This window comes from Sphingobium phenoxybenzoativorans, from assembly GCF_001757355.1.
GTDB classification, from domain to species: domain Bacteria; phylum Pseudomonadota; class Alphaproteobacteria; order Sphingomonadales; family Sphingomonadaceae; genus Sphingobium; species Sphingobium phenoxybenzoativorans.
Genome location: NZ_MINO01000003.1, coordinates 80,106 through 98,233, shown reverse-complemented (window position 1 = coordinate 98,233; position 18,128 = coordinate 80,106). Strand labels below are relative to the sequence as shown.

The 18,128-nt window shown below is 60.6% G+C and carries 20 protein-coding genes and 1 pseudogene; 15 read left to right on the top strand and 6 right to left on the bottom strand.

The annotated features are described in order from the left end of the window. Positions 1-86: 86 nt before the first annotated feature. Complete coding sequence (locus BHQ40_RS02900) at positions 87-362, top strand: HU family DNA-binding protein (protein WP_070152032.1); 276 nt, start codon at positions 87-89, stop codon at positions 360-362. 48 nt (positions 363-410) lie between these two features. Here BHQ40_RS02900 and BHQ40_RS02895 read toward each other — a convergent pair whose 3' ends face one another. From BHQ40_RS02895 to BHQ40_RS26830, 4 genes are all read right to left on the bottom strand, one after another. Further along, a complete protein-coding gene (locus tag BHQ40_RS02895) occupies positions 411-593 on the bottom strand; it encodes a hypothetical protein (RefSeq protein WP_070152029.1) in 183 nt (60 codons plus the stop codon). 126 nt (positions 594-719) lie between these two features. Next, positions 720-2,420 (bottom strand): asparagine synthase-related protein, encoded by a 1,701-nt coding sequence (locus BHQ40_RS02890; protein WP_171905740.1) that lies wholly within the window; start codon positions 2,418-2,420, stop codon positions 720-722. 74 nt (positions 2,421-2,494) lie between these two features. Then, a complete protein-coding gene (locus BHQ40_RS02885; protein WP_070152022.1) occupies positions 2,495-3,151 on the bottom strand; it encodes a lasso peptide biosynthesis B2 protein in 657 nt (218 codons plus the stop codon). A gap of 68 nt (positions 3,152-3,219) precedes the next feature. Then, complete coding sequence (locus tag BHQ40_RS26830) at positions 3,220-3,348, bottom strand: benenodin family lasso peptide (protein WP_139139156.1); 129 nt, start codon at positions 3,346-3,348, stop codon at positions 3,220-3,222. A gap of 219 nt (positions 3,349-3,567) precedes the next feature. Between BHQ40_RS26830 and BHQ40_RS25525 the strand changes: the two genes are divergently transcribed. Together BHQ40_RS25525 and BHQ40_RS25520 are read left to right on the top strand one after the other, a co-directional pair. Continuing rightward, on the top strand, positions 3,568-3,792 hold the full coding sequence (locus BHQ40_RS25525) for a CopG family transcriptional regulator (protein ID WP_070152018.1): 225 nt from the start codon (positions 3,568-3,570) through the stop codon (positions 3,790-3,792). Beyond that, positions 3,789-4,235 carry a TA system VapC family ribonuclease toxin gene (locus BHQ40_RS25520; RefSeq protein WP_070152015.1) on the top strand — a complete coding sequence of 149 codons (447 nt, stop codon included), beginning with the start codon at positions 3,789-3,791 and terminating at the stop codon, positions 4,233-4,235. Before BHQ40_RS25525 ends, BHQ40_RS25520 begins: the two co-directional genes overlap by 4 nt. Before the next feature lie 421 nt (positions 4,236-4,656). Here BHQ40_RS25520 and BHQ40_RS24895 read toward each other — a convergent pair. Beyond that, positions 4,657-4,770 (bottom strand): annotated as a pseudogene (locus BHQ40_RS24895) (IS5/IS1182 family transposase); the annotation flags it as partial. 107 nt (positions 4,771-4,877) lie between these two features. On the opposite strand from BHQ40_RS24895, the gene BHQ40_RS24890 reads away from it, so the two are divergent. Next, complete coding sequence (locus BHQ40_RS24890) at positions 4,878-5,090, top strand: OmpA family protein (RefSeq protein WP_139139155.1); 213 nt, start codon at positions 4,878-4,880, stop codon at positions 5,088-5,090. A gap of 40 nt (positions 5,091-5,130) precedes the next feature. Here the strand turns inward: BHQ40_RS24890 and BHQ40_RS02870 are convergent, their stop codons facing one another. Then, complete coding sequence (locus tag BHQ40_RS02870) at positions 5,131-5,559, bottom strand: GlcG/HbpS family heme-binding protein (RefSeq protein ID WP_070152012.1); 429 nt, start codon at positions 5,557-5,559, stop codon at positions 5,131-5,133. A gap of 366 nt (positions 5,560-5,925) precedes the next feature. Between BHQ40_RS02870 and BHQ40_RS02865 the strand changes: the two genes are divergently transcribed. From BHQ40_RS02865 to BHQ40_RS02815, 11 genes are all read left to right on the top strand, one after another. Next, positions 5,926-6,702, top strand: coding sequence for an alpha/beta fold hydrolase (locus BHQ40_RS02865; RefSeq protein WP_070152010.1), 777 nt, complete (start codon positions 5,926-5,928; stop codon positions 6,700-6,702). A 43-nt stretch (positions 6,703-6,745) separates the two neighbouring features. Beyond that, positions 6,746-7,630: an amidohydrolase family protein gene (locus BHQ40_RS02860; RefSeq protein WP_083276657.1), complete on the top strand. Its 885-nt coding sequence runs from the start codon at positions 6,746-6,748 to the stop codon at positions 7,628-7,630. Between the two features lie 4 nt (positions 7,631-7,634). Further along, positions 7,635-8,384: an HpcH/HpaI aldolase family protein gene (locus tag BHQ40_RS02855; protein ID WP_070152007.1), complete on the top strand. Its 750-nt coding sequence runs from the start codon at positions 7,635-7,637 to the stop codon at positions 8,382-8,384. A gap of 183 nt (positions 8,385-8,567) precedes the next feature. Then, positions 8,568-8,945, top strand: a complete 378-nt coding sequence (locus BHQ40_RS02850) for a nuclear transport factor 2 family protein (protein WP_070152004.1) — start codon at positions 8,568-8,570, stop codon at positions 8,943-8,945. 50 nt (positions 8,946-8,995) lie between these two features. Continuing rightward, the gene (locus tag BHQ40_RS02845; protein ID WP_083276655.1) at positions 8,996-10,816 is read left to right on the top strand and encodes an FAD-dependent monooxygenase; all 1,821 of its coding nucleotides are present in this window, start codon (positions 8,996-8,998) and stop codon (positions 10,814-10,816) included. Positions 10,817-10,826: 10 nt separating this feature from the next. After that, positions 10,827-11,222: a nuclear transport factor 2 family protein gene (locus tag BHQ40_RS02840; RefSeq protein ID WP_070151998.1), complete on the top strand. Its 396-nt coding sequence runs from the start codon at positions 10,827-10,829 to the stop codon at positions 11,220-11,222. Further along, positions 11,219-12,379 (top strand): alpha-hydroxy acid oxidase, encoded by a 1,161-nt coding sequence (locus BHQ40_RS02835; RefSeq protein WP_070151994.1) that lies wholly within the window; start codon positions 11,219-11,221, stop codon positions 12,377-12,379. Before BHQ40_RS02840 ends, BHQ40_RS02835 begins: the two co-directional genes overlap by 4 nt. A gap of 82 nt (positions 12,380-12,461) precedes the next feature. Continuing rightward, positions 12,462-13,406, top strand: a complete 945-nt coding sequence (locus tag BHQ40_RS02830; RefSeq protein WP_070152234.1) for a LysR substrate-binding domain-containing protein — start codon at positions 12,462-12,464, stop codon at positions 13,404-13,406. Between the two features lie 22 nt (positions 13,407-13,428). Further along, positions 13,429-13,845 (top strand): Rid family hydrolase, encoded by a 417-nt coding sequence (locus BHQ40_RS02825; protein ID WP_070151991.1) that lies wholly within the window; start codon positions 13,429-13,431, stop codon positions 13,843-13,845. A gap of 263 nt (positions 13,846-14,108) precedes the next feature. Beyond that, the gene (locus tag BHQ40_RS02820; protein ID WP_139139154.1) at positions 14,109-16,349 is read left to right on the top strand and encodes a TonB-dependent receptor; all 2,241 of its coding nucleotides are present in this window, start codon (positions 14,109-14,111) and stop codon (positions 16,347-16,349) included. A 123-nt stretch (positions 16,350-16,472) separates the two neighbouring features. Then, a complete protein-coding gene (locus tag BHQ40_RS02815) occupies positions 16,473-17,978 on the top strand; it encodes an amidohydrolase family protein (protein ID WP_171905739.1) in 1,506 nt (501 codons plus the stop codon). Positions 17,979-18,128: the final 150 nt, after the last annotated feature.

Sequence of the window (18,128 nt, the reverse complement as noted above, 5' to 3'; positions counted from 1 at the left end):
TCAGCCCGGAATTAGGCGATTCTGCTCGACGTCGCGCTCTGGGCTTGCCATCTGCTCGCCATCGATTCTGACGATGGAGATACTGTATGAACCAGGCTGAACTTGTTGATGCTCTTGCGGCTGACCAAGGTATCGCGAAAAGCGATGCCAAGAAATTTCTCGATGCTGCATTCGGCGTGATTGCGTCCGCCGCCGCTAAGGGTGAGGAAATCTCGATCAACGGCTTTGGCAAGTTCAAGGTCAAGGACAGCCCCGCCCGTGACGGCCGCAATCCGGCCACTGGCGAGACGATCAGCATTGCAGCCTCGCGCAAGCTGGCCTTCTCTCCCGCAAAGGCTCTTAAGGATAAGCTGAACGGTTGAGCCTGTTCGGTCTCAAGCCGCCGGCACTCCCGGCGGCCTGAGAACCACTTAGGCTATGTCGCCTGGGGCATTGGCGCCATTGGGCCGCAGCGAGGCGGCAATCATGGCGGCGACCGCTTCTTCCGCGCGCAAGCGGACGAGATCATCCTTCACATTGAGATCATGTCGTATCCATTGCGGCAGGCGCGTGAGCACATGCGTGAACTGTTGAGCAAGCTGTGGCTGGGTCATGACACATCCTGTTCCGCCGCGGATTGTTAGGGCAACAGCCTCCTGCGGACTATGGATTGATGATAGCGCCCGGAGCTGCTGTCCGCCATGACAATCGCGGACCTCCGCGTCCCTTAAGTGGACAAGTCAACCATTCGTCGCAGTTATACCTGCGCCACCGCCGTGCCAGGCCCGCGCCCATGTCTCTACGTCGATGAGCCGAAGCAGGCGTCCTGTGTCGGGCGGCGCGACCGTGCCGGTTGAGCGAAAGCTGCCCTCGATCGCGTTCCGGTCGAGAATGCCCTGCGCAGCGAGCAGCCCGTCCATCAATATCTCCCGCAAGCGGGCATGGTGACGTTCGAAAATCTCGCCGGTAAAACTGTCCGTCGTGCCCTTGGATCTGCGTTCGGCGATTTGCGGCGGCAGTTCGCGCGCAAAAGCGCGCCTTGCAACCATGCGATTCTTGCCGTCTTCAAACCAGCGCCAGGTGGGTATGGAGAGACAAGCCTCGACCAAGGGCTGACCAAGAAGCGGCGCGATCATCGGCATCGGCATTTGCGGGTCCAGCCCATCGATATAGCTTTGCGCATAGGAGAGAAGCTTGATGTGCCGCATCTTGCCTGGAAGGCCTTGGCGAGGACGGACAAACCAGGGATGGGCTGGAGTGGCTGATGCCAAAGCGGCGGCATCACGAGAGAGATAGCTTAAATCTGGTTTGAAGGCGCCAGTCCTATTCCACGGCAGTGAAAGTTTGAGGGCCGAGCGGACGACGGCCGCAATGCTGACCCCTGCCATATCGCTAAGGTGTCGAGCGGCGCGGAACATCTCCCGTCCAACGCCGCCAGTCAGCAGCCTGTCGGCAACCGGCGCTGCAGAATGCAGGCCGCAATAGACATTGTCGCCGCCTCCGCCCGAAAAGATCGCCTGAGCGCCAACGCTGCGCGCCTGCTCGATCGCGATCCGGGCTGATTCCTGTTCGAACATCCGCTTGGCCGGCCTTGGCAGGCGCGCCGCATCCGTATGGTCTGGATCTATGCGGCGTACATCGCGCAGAGCTTCATGCAGCGGCTGGCCGACGGCCTGCGCCATCAGTCGCCCGAAATCCCGCTCATCCCCGTGGCGGTCGCGGGTGACCAGCGTTACAAGGCGATAGTCATTGCCTGAGGCGTGCAGGCCTGCAGCGACGATGGAGGAGTCTATGCCGCCGGACAGCATCAGCAGGACCCGATCATAGTGGCTGGCCCTGGCGCCGATGCAATGGCCCGTGCTTTGTCTTATGCGTTCGCTCTCCTCAGCTGCGCTGCCATGCCGATCCATCACATGGTCCCAGGGCGACCATAGCTGTTCCACCCGTCCAAGACCCTCGCCGATGGTCAGCCGGTGCCCCATTTGCAAAGCGCTGATGCCCTCAAGGCAGGTCTCATCTGTTCTTATGTCCTGCCAGGCGAGTTCGTGCGCGACGGCGCTCCAGGCGACCGGAGGCCGGGCAATGCCCGCCAGGACGAGCATATCCATGTCAGAAGCGAGCAACGTCGCCTGCCCATATCGCTTATGATAGCATGGTAGTTCGCCGAAGGGCGCGCGCACAATATCGACCGACTTGCCATCGGCGCTACCGATTATGGCGACATATCCGCCCCAATAAGAGGAGATGAGATGCAGGCCGCGCGATTGCCTTATGGCCTGCTTCTCCCTTTCTGGAAGGCTTGAAAGGGTCTGCGGATAGCGGCGATCGACAAGCGCGCCGATGATGATGCCCTGTTCCAGCGGGATGACAGGGCTGCCCGCGACCGCGACCATAGTCGATCCCCAGACATGGATCTGCATGCCCGGGTCAATGCTTCGCATGCGCGCTGCAATGTCAGGTCCGAGCGACGGAAAGACGTCCGTTCCGTTTGCCAGGACAAGAAAACGCGGCAGCATTAGATGACCAGGATAGGCGTGTAGCTGCGGATATTTTCATAGCGATCGTTGAGGAGCAGCGCATCCTGCTGGACCCAACTATGGGCGGCAAAGGGACGCATTTGCACCGCGAGAACCAAGTCAGCCGCGATGCCATGCCGCGCAAGACAGGAAGCCAGCGCCATGGAGCGAGAGAGGCATTGATCATGCGTGCGGATAAAGCGGGCGCTTTTGGCAAAGGCGGCGGCTATTGGCGGAAGCGCGGCATGATCGGCTATTGGTTCGATCATTCTCGCTTTGCGCGCCGCAATCGCTGCGATGCCTGCCGATAGCCCGCGGTAGCGGATCGTCATGCGCGCGCTGAGCAGCATCGCCAGCGCGGCAAGCAGTCGAAGCGGACTTGCCCGGCCGGGCTGACGGTCCAAAATGCTCCGCTGCGGAATGTGGGAGGGACAGGGTAAAGGATGTGTCGAGGCGTTGCTGTCGAGAAGGCTGATCGGCAGGGAAGGCGGAAGGTCCGCGTCAGGGTCATGGCGGGATTTTGCGTGCCACAGCATCCTGAAGGCTTCCTGCGCGGCAGGCGCTAGGGCGAAATAGCGATCGGCCTCCAGGTCAAGAAAGATCAGTTGATCGTCAATGTCGCAGAAGCTGACGCCAGGGCGCAAACCGAGGACCATGTGCAGTGCCTTTCAGCTACAGGCCATCACCGGAAACGCGCGGCCTTCTCGCCGCGCGTCCCTTGATTTTAGTCCTCGGAAAGACCCATGCGCTTTTGGCCGAGCACTTCGTCGCCAGTGCCATTGATGCCCTTGGTCTCAACGCTCGCGGCGCCCAAATCGATCAGAGCCTTCTCATGGTCAATGTCGCGTTCCATAACTTCACTCCTCATCATGTCGTCACATATCGTGACTGGAGAAGTGTAGAGCCGTGGCCTGACTATCCGAATTTTATACGGAATTTATAATGAGAATGTTTTCCTTAGCGCCGCTTGAAGCGGCGTTCGGCATCGCTGGCGCCGTTGAAGATGGGCCATTTGCTTGCCGATCTTGCGTTTGATATGATGCGTGATGTTTGATGCGTGGACGGATGGAAGATGAGAACGACGCTTGCAATCGACGATGACGTGCTGCTCGCTGCCAAGGCGATTGCGCACCAGCAAAACCGCACATTGGGGGAGGTGGTTTCCGAACTTGCCCGCAAGTCCCTGCGTCGCCCGGCCTCAGCAAAATCGCGTAATGGCATCCCGCTGCTCCGCGCGGATGCCGGGAAATTGGTGACGTTGGAGATGGTCAACGCATTGCGAGACGAGGCGCCGTGACATTTTTGCTGGACGTTAATGTCCTGATCGCGTTGATCGACCCCTCCCATGTTGGGCATGAAGCGGCCCATCATTGGTTCGAGGCTGAAGGTTCGGCGTCCTGGGCAAGCTGTCCGATCACCCAAAATGGCCTGATCCGCATTGTTGGGCATCCTAAATATCCCAACTCTCCCGGTTCGCCAGCAAGCATTGCGCCCATATTGCGCAGCCTGTGCGCTCTTCCCGGCCATATATTCTGGCCGGATGCCATCGATATCACTGCGAGCGGCACGATCGACATGGCGAAGATCCTGACCCATGCGCAGGTCACAGATACATATCTCCTGGCATTGGCCGCGCATCATGGCGGCCAACTCGCCACCTTTGACCGGAGGCTGGCGACCGCTGCTGTCAGTGGAGGAAGGAAAGCGTTGCGAATAATAGAGGGCCTGACGCCGGCTTGACCTTTGGAAGATGTGGCCAAGCTCCTGGTCGTCTTGGACTATCCGGTTGCGCCGGAAGGGACCGGCATAAATGGCATATCATAATCCGGACGGCATAGACTGAGATCATTCTTCCGTGCTTATCCGAACCGTCACCACCTTTTTATCGCAAAAAGTAAAACTGACGGCTGCGAAATGAGCCGCCAAATATGCGCTGTTTCTGCGGTTGCACAATGCGGATGGAAGCACACAAGAATGGTTATTTTCATAGGGTTGCACCCGTAATGAATTCGATAGTTTTTCCGTTCGCCGCATGCGGACTTTTTTCGCAATGCAGAAACATTAACCTCCGCTCAGGTCAGATGGGTCTATGGTCGGGGGCGAAATCCCAATGATGTGCTGGTGCGGCCGAAGCAAAGCTCCGGCTTGATCGCGTACGCGGATCGCGCCCGCGCAGCCCATTGCAGTTTACAAAGATGATCCCGCTCAACACCGGGCGATCGTCAACCCGGAGCTTACCGTGGATCTTCGGAAAATACCGCTCAAGCCGCGCCATCTGCTCATCCGTCAGTCAATATAGGTCGCTCAAATCCAGTCTCCTCACTGAGCCTGAATGACATCGCAACGCTCATTTCAATGGGTCCTGACCCTTAGGGCCGTTGGTTGACCGGGGCGCTGGGCCCAGAAACCTATAATGAGCGGTTGAGCCGGATGCGCGCGGAAAGCGTCGCCCGCCGCCTGCTCGCCATGGGCGTGCCCGTGTCGGATCTCCAGATTGCCGGCGTGGGCGAACGATCGGTGGCGCGCCAGACAAAAGATGGCGTGCGCGAACCCCAGAGCCGTCGGGTCGTGGTCCAACTCGCGCCCGGCAATTAGGCTCAGCCCATCGATGGGCGTGATGACGCAATAATGGCTCTCAGGCCTGCGCTCGCAGTCCAGCGGCGGCGATACCCGCCAGTGCGCAAGCTTCGTCATTATCCGACGTGTCGCCGGTAATCCCGACCGCGCCTATGGGCATGCCGGCATCGTCCACCACGATCACGCCGCCTGCCGCTGGCACCACGCCATGCGGCGCGATAGCGCCCAGCGATGCGACGAAGGTCGGACGCTCCGCCGCCATGTCGCCAATCCGCCGGGATGAAATACCCACACCCAGCGCGGCGCTCGCTTTCGCGCAGGCGATTTGCGGCCGCAGCAGCGAGGCGCCATCCTGACGCTGGAACGCAAGGAGATGGCCGCCGCCATCCAATACGGCGATGCTCAGTGGCTTCAGCTTCAATGCAACGCCCTGGGCAAAGGCGGCGGCGATAATGGCATTGGCCTGATCTAATGTGATGCGATTCAACTGACACTTCTTCCTTGGGCTATAGAGGCCTGAAGCCACCCGCGCGTGGCTACGAGCGACAGGTCGTCGGAATGAAGGGCGGCTTTGATCCGGCGTCCAATATAATTTGAGCCGGCATTGATAGGGATGCAGGACTAATCGTGCCCCTGTGCCGCCGTAATTCGTCGGACCACATGGCGGACGCGGCCTGGGCGAATATGAAATTCTGTCGCAAACAGCGCCACATTGTTCAGATTGCCAGAATAATCGTGCCCGAAAATGTATTGGAGCAGAATGAGCGTGACCGCCTAGGTTTCACCCTGACATGATGGACCGAACGATTGCTGGCCGACGCCGGCCTGCCAGTGCTAGAGCGGAGTGAGAGGGATGCCATTAGCTTCGATCAATGGCGCGGAGATTTATTATGAGGTCCGTGGTGACGGGCCACCGGTCGTGCTCGCCCATGGCGGTGGATCAAACCACCTGACCTGGTGGAAACAGGTCCATGCGCTCATGGACCGGTATCGGGTCATTACCTTCGACCATCGCGGTTTCGGCCTGTCGACCGGGCGCGAGGGTTCGCCCGCGATGTTCGTCGATGACCTGATCGGCCTGCTCGATCATCTCCAGATCAAAAAAACTGCTCTGCTCGGCCAGTCCATGGGCGGCTATACTGTGGCCGGATATGCATCCAGATTTCCTGAGCGCGTGTCCGCCCTGATCCTGACCTCCGGCTCCGCGGGATTGCTTCCCGCGCCGGAGGGTGGCCATTCGCGCAACGCCGCGAACCGGGCCGGAGCCGCAGCGGATTACATGACCTTTCTTGATTCCGACCGGACTGCCGACGGCTTCTATCAGCGCGACCCGAAGGACTATTTCCTATTCCACGCGATCGGATCGCTCAATTTCCGGATCGATCCGCGCTGGATGCTGGATGTCATTAACACGAAGACCGATGTGAAGGCCATCGCTGCCGCGCATATTCCCTGCCTGATGATCGCCGGGAGCGAGGACGGCACCAACCTGGCGATCATGCGCGAAGTGGCCGAACTGATCCCTGGCACCATTGTCGAAAGCATCCCGGACGCCGGTCATCACGTCATGTTCGAGCGCGCAAACGAGACCAATGCGATCCTCAGGGACTTCCTTTCCAAGCATCTGTGAGGCCGCCGCAAGCGGGCTTCCCTGAACATGACGGACCAAATTCATGAACGCTATGCCCTGGGCCTGTGAACCCGTACGCCCGATAGACGGGATCACCGCGCCCACCTTCCTTATTCCGGACAATATGTGCGACACCCACATGCATGTATTTGGGCCGATTTCCCAATATCCGCCAGTGACGGATGCGCGTTACGACTGGCCGGGCGGTACGCTGAACCAATATCTGGGCATTGCCGACAGGTTGTCGATCGCGCGCATGGTATTCGTTCAGCCCAGCTATTACGGCCTGGACAATAGTTGCATGTTCGATCTCATGCAGAAAGTGACACAGCCATATCGCGCCGTAGTCTTCATGCCCGATGCACTTGACGCCGGCGAGCTCGATGCCATGCACGAAATTGGCGTTAGGGGCCTGCGGCTGGATTTCTTCAAGGCCGTGGACGACGGCATGGACCAACAGGATATGGAGGACATGCTGGTTCGCGCGGCCAGAGCCGCCCAGCCGCTGGGCTGGCATGTCGAACTTTATTCGCCCGGTTACATCACCTATCGGCTGTTTGCCGCAATCAGCCGCGCGCCCGTGCCGGTCAGTATCAACCATTTCGGCTATATGTCGCAGATCGAAGGGATAGAGGATCGGCATTTCCAGGAATTCGTCGCCTTCGTCGGCACGTCGAATTGCTGGGTCAAGCTGACCGCGCCCTACAGGGTGAAACCCGTCTCGCCGGAACGCACGATCGACATGGCCCGACAGCTTGTCGACATCGCGCCCGACCGCATCCTGTGGGGAACAGACTGGCCCCATATCCCGCAGGGTAGCATCGATACCGGCACGCTTTTCAACAACCTGCTGGCATGGTGCCCCGATGAGAGCAGGCGCAACGCTATCCTCGTCGACAATCCCGCCCGCCTTTATCAGTTCGACTGAAATCATGGCGGACGAGAATAAATTGCGCCAGATGCTCGCCAGCGGCCGGACGGCGCTGGGGTGCATCCACCTCCTGCCATCGGCGGACGTCACAGAATTGCTCGCGCTGTCCGGCTTCGACTATATCTTCATCGACCATGAACATGGACCGGCGGGGCTTGGTGAATTGTCCGACCAGCTTCGCGCTGCGAAGGCGGGGGGGGCCGCCGCTCTTGTACGCATGCCCAGCCTGGACCCGCATCATGCGCGGCGCCTTCTGGATAGCGGCGTGGAGGTCATCTATTGCCCGATGATAGAGAGCGCGGATCAGGCCGAAGCTTTTGTGAAGGCGTGCCGCTATCCGCCGGATGGCGAGCGCGGGGCAGGGGGCGGAACTCGCGCAGCCCATCTGGGCCTGGGTCCGGACCAGGGCGACCGCATAGCGGACCGGGTCATGCTCATCATCGCCATCGAAACGCTGCAGGCCGTGCGCAATCTTCGCGAGATCGCGGCCGTTCCGGGGATCGATGCCATATTCATCGGCGCCAGGGACCTTTCGGCTTCCATGGGCAGGCTGGGCCAGTTCCAGGACGCCGAACTGCTTGGGGCGGTGGCAGAATGCGAAGCGATTATCAAGGCGTCGGGCAAATATATGGGAGCACCCGTCTATCCCGGCCTGACAATCGCGCAGATGGTTGGCAAGGGCTATGCGATGTTGCTCACGGGCATCGATACGCTGTTCCTGACCTCCGCCGCGCGGGCATCATTGATCTGAATATCAGATCAATGACTGCGTAATTTATATTGGTTTCCTCGCGGCGGTAGAGTCACATTGCTGTGAAGAAAATGTCGGGCGGACTCAACCGGCCGTCGCGGGACAGGATCTGGCCTGAGCCGGGACAGCAATGATCCCGGCTTGGCGGGGCGGACCTTCCCTCAGGGATGTGGAAGGTCAGCAATGAGTGCAATCGACATTGCCAATAATTTCTTCGCGGCGGTCCGGGCGAACGATGTCGCACGGCTGGAAGTGCTCTACCATGACGATCTTTCCGTCTGGCAGAGTTGCGTCCCCGGCACGATGGACAAGGCAAAGACGCTCGAACAGCTGCGTCTATTGTCTGCGCTCGGCGGCATAGATCATGAAATTGAAGAGCAGTTCGGCGACGGCGATCGCTGTTATCAGCGGTGCCATGTACGAATCGCCGTGCCCGATGGCATCGCCATCGAATTCCATTCCGGCATGTCGATCGCGGTTCGTGACGGCCGGATTTACCGGATTCACGAATTTGTCGACAGCAGCGTCGCTGCGGCGATCGGCGCGCTGCTCGCCGACTAGCAAACCTTGCCCCGGCACCTGTTTGACGGGTGGGAAACGATTTGGAGAAGATGATGAAGCGTGAGGACGTGGATGTATTGATCGTCGGCGGCGGGCCTACCGGCATGGCCGCGTCGTTGATGCTGTCCGACCTAGGCATCCCCAATATCCTCGTCGAAAGGCGCGAGAAGATTTCTGCCATTCCCAAGGCCCATTATCTCAACCAGCAGACGATGGAACTGTTGCGGCAGCATGGCATAGACCGCGATGTCTATCGCGTCGCCATGCCGGCGGCGAACACCACGGTCCGCTACGTGACCAGCCTGGGCGGCGACGGACCGCTGGATCGCAAGGACCTGATCACCTTCGACGCCTTTGGCGGCGGCACGCAGCGCGCGGTTTCCGACCGGGCATCGCCCGGACCGACAGCGCATATTCCCCAGACCATGCTTGAACCGATCCTGGAACGGCATGCGCGCGCGCGCGAGCAGGGATCGATCCGCCGCCTGCATGAACTGACGCGCTTTACCCAGGACCAGGATGGCGTCGTCGCCACGATCAAGGATATGGAGGGGGATAGCGTCTATCAGGTCGCCGCGCGCTACATGATCGCGGCCGATGGCGGCCGGTCAATCATTTCCGAACTGGGCATCGCCATGGAGGGGCCGCGCAACATGGCGACCCTGTGCAGCATCCACATGACCGCCGACCTGTCGGCCTATCTGCCCGGCGATGCCATGATCACCCATGTGATCGATTTCGACGGGCCGTTCCAATGGGGCGCGTTGCTGCCCATGGGACCGAGCTGGGGTCCAAAATGCGAAAACTGGGCCTTTTTCTTCGCTTATCGGCCCGACGACCCCTTCCGCCTGTCGGAGGAAGGGATCGTCCCTGCCCTGCGCTCCATTCTCAATATTCCCGATCTCGATCCCGTCATTCATCCGTTGACCAGCACGGGATCGATCAGTGAGTGGAGCGCGCAAAGGATTGTCGCCGAGCGTTTTAGCGAGGGACGTATCTTGCTGGTCGGCGATGCCGCACATCAGCATGTGCCGACCGCTGGCCTGGGCCTCAATTCAGGTCTTCAGGACGTACACAATCTCTGCTGGAAGCTGGCGGCGGTGCTGCAGGAGAAAGCCGGACCGGCGCTGCTCGACAGCTATGGAGAGGAAAGGCGCGCCGCCGATCTGCGGACAGCCGACTGGGCGCTCTTCACCTTCCTCACCCATGCCGTGATCGACCTCAGCTTCGGCTTTCCGCCTGCAGCGACGAGCGCGCAGAAGCGGGCCGCGCTCGCCGAATATCTGGCCGACACGCCGTTCGGGCGCACGTTGCGTGCCCGTGGCCGCGAACTGATGGGCACGCTTCGCACCGAATTCGGCGCGCTCGATATCGAACTGGGCACCTATTATCCCGAAGGCGCCTTTGTACCGGACGGCACGCCGATGCCGGAAACCGACCCGATGGCTTGCGAATACAGGCCGGTCACGCGGCCCGGCCATCGCCTGCCCCATGCATGGCTCAACGGCACCGGCGGGCGAGTCTCCACGCTCGACCTGACCGGATCGTCCCGGCAATTCTGTCTGATCGCCGGGCAGGACGGATCGGCCTGGGCCGATGCGGCGCAGGTGGTCGCCCAGGATATCGGCATCGAAATCCGGGTGGTGCAGGTCGGGGTCGGTTGTCCCTTCGCGGACCCCAATGGGCATTGGGATGCCGTAAAAGGGATTTCGGAAACCGGGGCAATCCTGGTCAGGCCTGACAATTTCGTGGCGCTGCGGGTGCATGCGCTGGACGGCGACGCCGTCGCGATCCTGCGCGATGCCATGGGCGACATAGTCGACATGCCGGACAGCGGCGTGCAGGCGGCTTCCTTCATCGACGCGGCCTGAGGAAATGCGCATGAACACCGCAGACGTCATCAATGCCTTTTATTCACGTATAGCGGCGCGGGACTTTGTCGGCGTGATTGACCTTTATGACGATGACATCCGTATCTGGCAGAGCCACAACGAGCATGTCCAGTCGAAGAGCGAGAACATTCCCCATCTCGAATATGTGGCCGGGCGGACGAATATACGCCACGAAATCGTCGACCGTGTCATAGCCGAAGACAAGGGCAGCGTGCGCTGCCGCGTGCATATGGACCTGCCTGACGGACAGCATTTCGAATTTCCGGTCGCCATTTTCTTCACCGTGCGGGCAGGGCATATTCTGAGCATCCACGAATATGTCGACAACAGCGTGGTCGCGCGCCTGACGGAGGCACTTTCGCCGCCTGCGGAAGCAGGGGCATGACGGTGAAGACTGATATGCAACTCGACCATTGCCTCAGCATCGAACAGGTTCGTCGTCTGGCCGAACGACGATTGCCGCCGCCATTGTTCGATTCCATGTCGGATGGCGTGGGTGACGGCATTACCTACCGACACAATATCGACGATTTCGAAAAGGTCCCGCTGGTCCCGCGCGCGCTGCGTAATGTCGACGTCCACAGCACGGCGGTGCGCGTGCTGGGGCGCGAGATCAGCTTCCCCTTGATCCTGTCGCCAACGGGCTGGCAGGGCATATTGTGGCCAGACGGGGAATTGGCTGCCGCCCGCGCGGCGGCGCGGGGCGGCATCATCTACGGACTTTCCTGCTTCGCCAACGCCTCTATCGAGGATGTCGCCTCCGTTGGCGAAGGCGCGCGGCTGTTCCAGCTCTACGGGCTGATCGACGATTATATCATGCACGACCTGGTCGATCGGGCGGCCGCCGCTGGCTATGCGGCATTGTGCGTGACGGTCGACACGCCGGTCTTTTCGCCGCTGGAAAAGCTGGAGCGCTGGCGGATGACGCTGGATCGCCGCCCGCCGCTCGGCACCACCTGCCATTTACTTCGGCGCCCGGCCTGGCTCTGGCGCCAGCGGAACATGGGCGCGAAGAAAATACCCCCGATCGTACGGCAGTTTGCGGAACGCGGCCACGCCTTCGGCGAAGATGGCCTCAATCGCGTGATCCGCAAGGATTTTACCTGGGACGATCTGGCGCGTCTGCGTCAGCGCTGGAACGGCCCGTTCGTGGTCAAGGGCATCCTCAATCCAGAAGATGCGCGCCGCGCCGTCGAGGCAGGCGCGACCGCCATCGTCGTGTGCAATCATGGCGGCCTATCTCTCGATGGCTCTGCTTCTTCCATATCCATGTTGCCGGCAATCATCGACGCGGTCGGGGACAAGGCCGAAATATTGCTGGGCAGCGGCATCCGGCGCGGCGGCGCGATGGTTAAGGCGCTCGCTCTGGGCGCGCGGGCCACGCTGTCGGGTCGCGGCTATCTCTTCGGGCTTGCGGCAAGTGGCGAAGCCGGGGTCGACAAGGTGATAGAGATACTGCGCCGCGAGTTCACCACCGCCATGCGCGTCGCGGGCGCGGCCGACCCGGCGCAGTTGGTACGCGACATGGTCCGGCCGTGCTGAAGCCGGGCAACAGCATCGCGGGGGCAAGGGGGGGCGTCGCGCGCCGATTGACTCCGCCCTCCCGATGCCAGAGTCCGGCAGCATGAATCTGCTGCAGATACGCTATTTCGTCGCGGTCGCGGAGGAACTGAATTTCCGCAAGGCGTCGGAGCGCCTGCATGTCAGCCAACCGCCCCTCAGCTTTCACATCAAATCGCTGGAGGAAGAACTCGGACTTCCGCTGTTCAATCGGTCCACGCGCCATGTGGCCCTGACCGAAGCGGGATCGGCGCTTCTCGAACGGGCGCGCCAGATACTCGACCTGTTCGACCGCACCCAAGTCGACATGCATGACATGGCGGCAGGCGCTGCGGGAACTTTGCGGGTCGCGTTCACCATCTCCACCTCCTTCCATTCCTTCTTCCATCGGATCGTGCACAGCTACCGTGAGACCTGGCCGAAGGTGAACCTGCTCCTTTCCAGCCTGCCCAGCGGCCCACAGATTGCGGCGCTGACGAAGGGCGATCTCGATATCGGCCTGCTCCGCTGGCCTTTCGAGGTTGCGCCCGGCCTCATCACCACGCGCCTCCACTCCGCTTCCCTGGTGCTGGCGATGCACCGGACGCACGAACTTGCCGATGCCGACAAGGTTAATCTGGCGCATCTCAGGGGCAATCCCTTCATCACTTATCCGCAGAGCATGGATCGGGAGGTGGGCATCTACACGCAGATTTTCTCGCTCTGCGAAAAGGCGGGTTTCGCGCCTAGGGTCGCACACGAAGCCTATGAACCCTCGCTGATGATAGGTCTGGTCGCCGCTGGCGCGGGCGTCGCCATCGTCCCATCCTCGCTGCAATGCATGCAGATTCCCGGCGTCGTCTACAAGCCGATCGACGATCCCATGGCGGCGACCGAACTGCATCTTGTCAGAAGGGAAGGCGGCAATAGTCCACGCATCGACAATTTCTGGAATGCGGCCTTGGAAATCGTCGCTCTGGAAGAATGGTCGGGCTTAGGGCAGGCAACCAGGCTTCAAGCTTCTCAATGACCCGTTCGGGCAGGAGGATCGGATGAACGAGATCAGGCGCGACAGCTATACGCCCTTTTTCGATGGCATCATCTCCGACATCGTTTCGATTCCCATCGCCGAGGGGCGAAAATTGCTGATGCTTTCGGGGGTCGCCGCCCAGAACCCCGAAGGCAAGCCGTTCCAGTCGAATGTCGTCAGCGCTGATTGCGAGGAGCAGGTCCGCCACATCTGGAAACGGATCGCCTTCATCCTGGAACAGCATGGCGCCACGGTCGCCGATGTCGTGAAGATCGTGACCTATGTGACGGATGCCCGCTATCTGGTGCATCCGACATCCAAGGTTCTCCGCGAGGTCTTTGCCGGAAAACCGGTACCCGTTAGCACCGGTCTGGTGGTGAGCGGGCTGGCTTATCCGGAAATGCTCATCGAAGTAGACGTCACGGCCGTTACCGGCTGATTCCGGCATCCGACCGTCAGGTCAACGACGACGCAGCTCCCTTGTCATCCCCCCCCTGCAATCATGGCCGGTCATGGCGACCTTAATTCTGCCTGCGCCTCAACGAAGTACCACCGCGTGCTTGGCGAGAATTGATCCGGTTTACAGAATAATAGGCTGAAATATTGTATTAGACTAGAATTATCCCTTTTCTATCCTCTCCGCGAAAAGAAAAGAAAAATCATAATATTGGGGGAGAAATTGATCGCAGACAGGGGGAAATCGTGGAAAATCTTCTTAAATTCGGCTGTGCCGGAATGGCGCTCCTTGCCGGAACGATGGGAACGGTGGCATCGGCACAGGAACTCGGTGAGATTGTGGTGACGGCCCTGCGGCGCGAGACGGCTTTGCAGGCCACCCCCATCGCCATTACGGCGGTCACGAACGACGAATTGCGAAAACTGGGCTCCACATCGGCGGAAGATATGGTCCGGAGCGTGCCTGGCCTCAATTTCACCAATGTCGGGCCGCCGGGGCATCGGCGCATCACCATTCGCGGCATTCAGGGCGCGGGCGAAAATACTGCGGGCTTCTATGTCGGAGAGACCCCGCTGACTGGTCCAGGCGGCGCCGGGTCGGACCCCAGCGGAATGCTGCCCGACATTCAGCTATACGATGTCCAGCGCGTTGAAGTGCTGCGCGGGCCGCAAGGCACGCTTTATGGCGCCGGCTCGATGAGCGGTGCCTTCAAGGTGATCTTCGCAAGCCCGGACCTGACGGATTATGCCGGTTCGGTCGACGGCTCTGTCTCAGATGTCCGCCATGGCGGCATGGGCTATTCCACCCGCGCCATGGTCAACGTCCCGCTCGTAGCGGATCGTCTCGCGGTTCGTGCCGTTGCCTATAATGAGCGGCGCGCCGGATATGTCGACAACAGCATCCTCGACCAGCGCGACATCAACAGCGCGCGCGTCTATGGTGGCAGGGTTGCGGTCACGTTCAAGCCTGTCGACAATCTGAAAATCGATTTCATGGCACTTGTGCAGAACCAGCGCGTGGCCGACGGTGGCTTCTGGTATCCTGCCAATGGCAGATATATTGTCGACGTCGCGGTGAAGACGCCATTCCCCAATAATTTTCAGCTTTATAACGCCAAGGCGACATGGGACCTGCCCTTTGCGACCCTGATCGCGACCTCGTCACGATGGGTCTGGAAGGGCACGCGCTATCTCGACATGACGCGCACCATTCCGCTGGTGATTGGCCCCGCCACCTATTGCGCGCGCTATCTCAACATCACCGGCCCCTGCTCACCCGCCCAGCAAGAAAGCTATCGCGGCTTTGTCCGCTCGCTGCTGCCATTGGTCAACATGCAGCCGCTTTCGGCCGAGGCATGGATTCACGAGGCGCGTCTGACATCCATCGGCGAAGAGCCACTTAGCTGGGCGCTCGGCGGATATTGGGAAGATCGGAAGGACAAGACCGACATCATGGGTATTAGCGCCGATGCGGCGTCGGGCCTGCCGCTCTTTCCGATAGCGGTGGAATATCGGCGCAATTCAAAGACCGACATCAACCAGAAGGCGGTTTTCGGCGAAGTCAGTTATCGCCCCGTGCCGACATTGACGGCGACCGTCGGACTGCGGCGCTATTGGTATGACAAGGGCTCGGTCGCGCAGGTCACCGATACCAGCTTCATCAACGCTACCGTCGCCGGTCCGCCTATTTCCATCAACGCAGATGCCAAGGGATGGGTGACGAAGGCTAATCTCAGTTGGGAAGCAACGCCCGACCTGATGCTGTTCGCGCAGCGATCGGAAGGTTTTCGCCCCGGCGGCGTCAACAGCGCGCCCGATCTGCCGCCCGGTTTCGAAGCCTATGAAGCGGACAGCCTGGTCAATTATGAAATCGGCGTGAAATCGTCTTGGCTCGGCAAGAAACTGACCCTCAATGCCTCGGCCTATCAGATCGAGTGGGACAATATGCAGGTGTCCGCCCGCACCGCATTGACGGGATTTGTCACCAATGTCGGCAAGGCCCGTATACGCGGCCTGGAAGTCGAGATGGCAAGCCGCCCCGTCGAAAGGCTGACCCTGCGCGGCAATATCAACCTCAATGAAAGCAAGCTGCGCGCCGACCAGATTGCCGGTCCCGCGCAAGCCCCCGGCCGCAATGGCGATCCCATTCCGTTTGAACCGGGTTTCACGGCCTTTGGGACCGCTGAATATGCGGCACCTGTCGGCGATGCGCTCTCGGCCTATGGACGGGTCGACTACAGCTATACGGGCCGCTCCCATTCGCAATATCGGGTGGGCAGCGCGCTGGATGACGTGATGGGCGGCTTCAGCCAGGTCAATCTTCGCCTGGGGATCGAAGGCGACGATTGGGGCGCATCGGTCTTCGTCCAGAATCTGTTCGACACGGTCGGGCGCGTCCGGGTGCAGACCACCAGCGCCCTGTCGCAGAAGCAGACGCTCAGCATCGCGCCACGGATGGTCGGGCTGGAATTGCGCAAGAATTTCTGACCGTCACCGTACCTGGCCAGCAAATGATGACGAATATTCGTAAGAAGGATCAGCCATGGCCGGGGTCGTGCACCGTCGAATGGCTACAGGGCGCCTGCGGGTGCAAGACAGGAGTATATGCCGGTGTCAGAGCTAACGCGTCAAAACTTCCTCAAGATGATGGCCGCGGGGGTGGCGGGATTGGGCCTGGATACGAGCGTCGCGGCCCGCGCCGCCCGTGCGGCCGACCCTAAGCTGACCAAGCCTCGGACGCTGATCCGCGAAGCCGACATCCTGTCGATGGACCCGAAGATCGGCGAGATGTCGAGCGCCGATGTCCTGATCGAGAATGGCAAGATTGCGGCTATTGGAAAAGGTCTCAGTGCCGACATGGCAGAGGTCGTCGACGCACAGGGCATGATCCTGATGCCCGGCATGGTCGACGGGCATCGGCATGTCTGGCAAACGCCGATTGCGGGCGCCATGGTCAAGACGTCGCAGCGTTACGGGAAGGATTATATTTTCTGGTCCATGCGGATCCGCATGGCCGTCACGCCCGAATATATGCACTTCCTGAACTATTATGGCAGCCTGCTGGCGATCAATTCCGGCGTCACTTCGGTGGTCGACAATGTCCACCTGCTCTATACGCCAGAACTGGGTGACGCGGCGGCGCGTGGTTCGATCGACGCCGGGGTAGGCGGCATATTCGGCTTCCAGCTTTCGGGATCGCGCGCCTATGGGCTTGGCGATACCGTCACGCGGAAGCAGATCATCAGCGAGATTTTCTCCCCGCCGATGGAATGGCACTTCAAGGCCGCAGAGACGATCCGCAACAAATATTTCTCCGATGCCGACGCGCCGATGCAGTTCGGTGTTCATCTCAGCAATTTCGTCGGCTTCGGCCAGGCCGCGCAGGTTCGCGAGGAAATGGCACGCATCCGGGCGATGAAGCCCGCCCTTATCCTGGAGGATGTGCAGGCCATCAAGGGGCCGCGCCATCCCGGCGTGCTCTATTCCATCGCCGACATGAATGCGGAGGGTCTGCTTGGCCCCGACCTGCTGATTTCGCACGGGAACGAGATCACAGACGCGGAACTGGCCATGATGGCCGCATCGGGCACCAAGGTGGCATCCTCCGCTTGGGGCGAGTTCCCCTATCCCGCGCCCTCCATCCACGGCCGCGCGCTGAAGGCAGGCGTCGACAGTTGCGTCGGCACCGACGGTGGATTTGCGCCGCTCGACTTTTTTGAACTGGTCCGCGCCACCTATTTGTCCCTTTTCCGTTATCCCGAAGGCATGGCGCAGGCGCGCGGCGTGGAATCCGCCGATATACTCGCATTTTCAACGTCGCGCGGCGCCGCGGCGATTGGCATGGGAGACCAGTTGGGTTCCATCAGCGTGGGCAAGCGCGCGGATATGGTCCTGCTTTCGACCGATCGTCCGGGCTTCCCGCTATTGGGCAATCTGGCCGACCGGGTGGTCAATTATGGCCAGCTTTCCGACATCGACAGCGTGTGGATCGCGGGGCGCCTGCGAAAAAGCGGAGGCCGGATGATCGGCGTCGACTGGAAAGCGCTCGCGGATCGCAATCGTGTCATCCAGGCCGCCCTGGCACGGGGCGAGGCTTCCATCAAAATGGAATCCTGAACAATCGACAGGCGTCAAGGGAAGGGGCCCCTAGCCCCTTTTTTTGTCGGCCCCGTGCTCCGGACTCAGGGCGCTTCATTATGCCGACCTTCGGAAGAAAATCCCGTGAAATTGTATTGGATCAAAGGAGAATAGGGGGCGAATATGAAG